The sequence below is a fragment of the Ligilactobacillus sp. genome (genome assembly GCF_036846325.1).
In the GTDB taxonomy this organism is placed as follows: domain Bacteria; phylum Bacillota; class Bacilli; order Lactobacillales; family Lactobacillaceae; genus Ligilactobacillus.
Genome location: NZ_DAIUCE010000168.1, coordinates 1 through 2432, shown reverse-complemented (window position 1 = coordinate 2432; position 2432 = coordinate 1). Strand labels below are relative to the sequence as shown.

Sequence of the window (2432 nt, the reverse complement as noted above, 5' to 3'; positions counted from 1 at the left end):
AGTGCGCCAGGACGGGATTAAAGGGAAATAAAACATTCAGCGCTGCATACACAAAAGCCCGGATGATCCGCAGTTAATTGCAAATCATCCGGGACATGGTTTCTCCCATCTTCAATTTCAACTGAATGCGTTGGTTTTCTTGACGAGCTTTGAATAGATCCGCTCGTTCATCCATTGTTCGGAAACGCGCTCTGGAAGGTCCTCAATCCTGATCCAGGAAACCGCCTTGTTTTCGTCCGGTTTGCTTCTCAGAACAAATGCAGGGTCAGTTTCCAGAAGATACGTCACATTCAGATGCAGATGAGAAGGCACGTATTCTCCGCGTTTTTCATGCCCGTTGACCGTCAGAATCTCGACAGAGAAAATGCCGTCATCCAGAAAATGCAGCTTGTCCGGGGAAAGGCCGCACTCTTCGCCGATTTCCTTTACGACGACGTGTTTCAAATCAGCGTCGCCGTCGGCATGTCCGCCCATCCACGACCAGGAATTGTAAATGTTGTGAAAGCACATCAAAGTACTTTTCCGATCCGGTGATACAATCCATGCCGAAGCTGAAAAATGAGCCGTCCTGTTCTTTCTTGTCAGGACATCCGCACCGCTCCCGGCCCAGTCAAGCATCAAGGACAAGTCGCGTTCTTCCTGCTCGTTGCAAGGAACAAACGCTTCTAATTGTTTTATGAGATCATCCATTCCTAACACCTTTCCGTATTGTCAGTCTTCTGACTGCCTGCCCTTCTCCTATACACGATCAACAAAGTTTTCGTAGATTGCCCTGATTGCAGCTTCAAAATCGTTATTGGCAACGCCGACGATAATGTTCAATTCCGAAGATCCCTGGTCAATCATGCGGATATTGACGTTCGCGTTGGCCAGTGCGGCAAAGAGCCTTGCCGCAGTTCCGCTTTGAGACTTCATTCCGCGGCCGACGACCGCAATCAGCGCCAGATCCGATTCGATTTCAATCGAATCCGGTTCGGTCATTCTGTGAAGACGGGCCACGACTTCCTGTTCTTTGAGCAGGAATTCGTCTTCATGAACGACGACTGAAAGGGTATCGATTCCGGAAGGCATATGTTCAAATGAAATATCGCTTTCCTCAAACGCCTGCAGCACGCGTCGCCCAAAGCCGATTTGAGAATTCATCAGGGCCTGCGTGATTGTAATCGAACAAAAGCCTTTCCTGCCGGCAACCCCCGTAATCGTATATGCAGGCTTCTTGGCCGTGCTTTCAACGATCCATGTTCCCTCATCCTGAGGACGGTTCGTATTTCTGATATTGATTGGAATCCCCTTTGAGCGGACCGGGAAGATCGCTTCTTCATGCAGGACGGACGCCCCCATGTATGAAAGCTCGCGCAGCTCACGATACGTGATCGTGCTGATTGTCTCCGGGTTTTCCACGATGCGGGGATCGGCAACGAGGAATCCCGAAACGTCGGTCCAGTTTTCATAAACGTCGACGCCGGCGGCAGCCGCAACGATTGATCCCGTCACGTCAGATCCGCCGCGCGAAAACGTCTTGACGCGGCCGTCCTTTCCCTGACCGTAGAAACCGGGAATCACCGCATGTTCAGCCTCTTCAAGGCGCTTTTTCAAAACCTTGTTGGTCTTGTAGTCATTGAGCTGACCCTCTTCGTTGAAAAAGACCGTTTCATACGGATCGATGAACTCAAAACCGAGATAATTCGCAAGAACCTTTCCGTTCAAATACTCTCCGCGCGAAGAAGCATAGTCAAGATAAGGATCTTTTTCAAGATTCTCCCTGATTGTCGCAAACTCATCGTCAAGCGTCATCTCAAGACCCAGACCGTCAATGATTTCATCGTATCGCGCTTTGATCTTCTTCAGCTGTTCCCCCAGATCTCCGCCTTCAACCGTAATTTCGTAAGCCCTGATCAGCATGTCCGTGACTTTCGTGTCCTTTGAGAAACGTTTGCCAGGAGCACTTGGAACAACGTATAGCCTTGATTCGTCGGCACTGATGATATTGCCTACCTTTTCAAACTGCTTTGCATCGGCAAGAGAGCTTCCGCCGAATTTAACCACTTTCCTCATAATTACCCCGATTTCTTTACTGTATTCTTAATTCTCTGTAATTTTAGAGAACCCTTCATCTTGAATTTTCTAACAAACATGCTATGTCCGTCAAGTGAAAAATGAACTTTTTCGGATATTAGTCCATTGTTCGGATTTTAATGTTAAATTCAGAATCTGTGGCTGTGGCGTGATCGTCTGGCATCTTTTTCGGGAAATGCGGAGATTGAGGCTGCCTGGGGGCATAATACTTCATTCGGGCAGACATCCCTGATAGCAGCCAAATTCCGGTCAGGACTCCAAGGCAGGATTACGGGCAAAATGCCGGTTTCTGAGATTTGCCCGTAAATTTTGGCTCCCAATTACGGGCAAAACAGCGATTTTTGGGATTTGCCCGT

Annotated in this window: 2 protein-coding genes; both read right to left on the bottom strand. The window is 48.6% G+C overall.

Annotated elements, in window-relative coordinates; translation table 11 throughout:
- Positions 1-117: 117 nt before the first annotated feature.
- Positions 118-690 (bottom strand): NUDIX hydrolase, encoded by a 573-nt coding sequence (locus V7Z60_RS09795; protein WP_334117626.1) that lies wholly within the window; start codon positions 688-690, stop codon positions 118-120.
- 48 nt (positions 691-738) lie between these two features.
- On the bottom strand, positions 739-2055 hold the full coding sequence (locus V7Z60_RS09790) for an aspartate kinase (protein ID WP_334117625.1): 1317 nt from the start codon (positions 2053-2055) through the stop codon (positions 739-741).
- Positions 2056-2432: the final 377 nt, after the last annotated feature.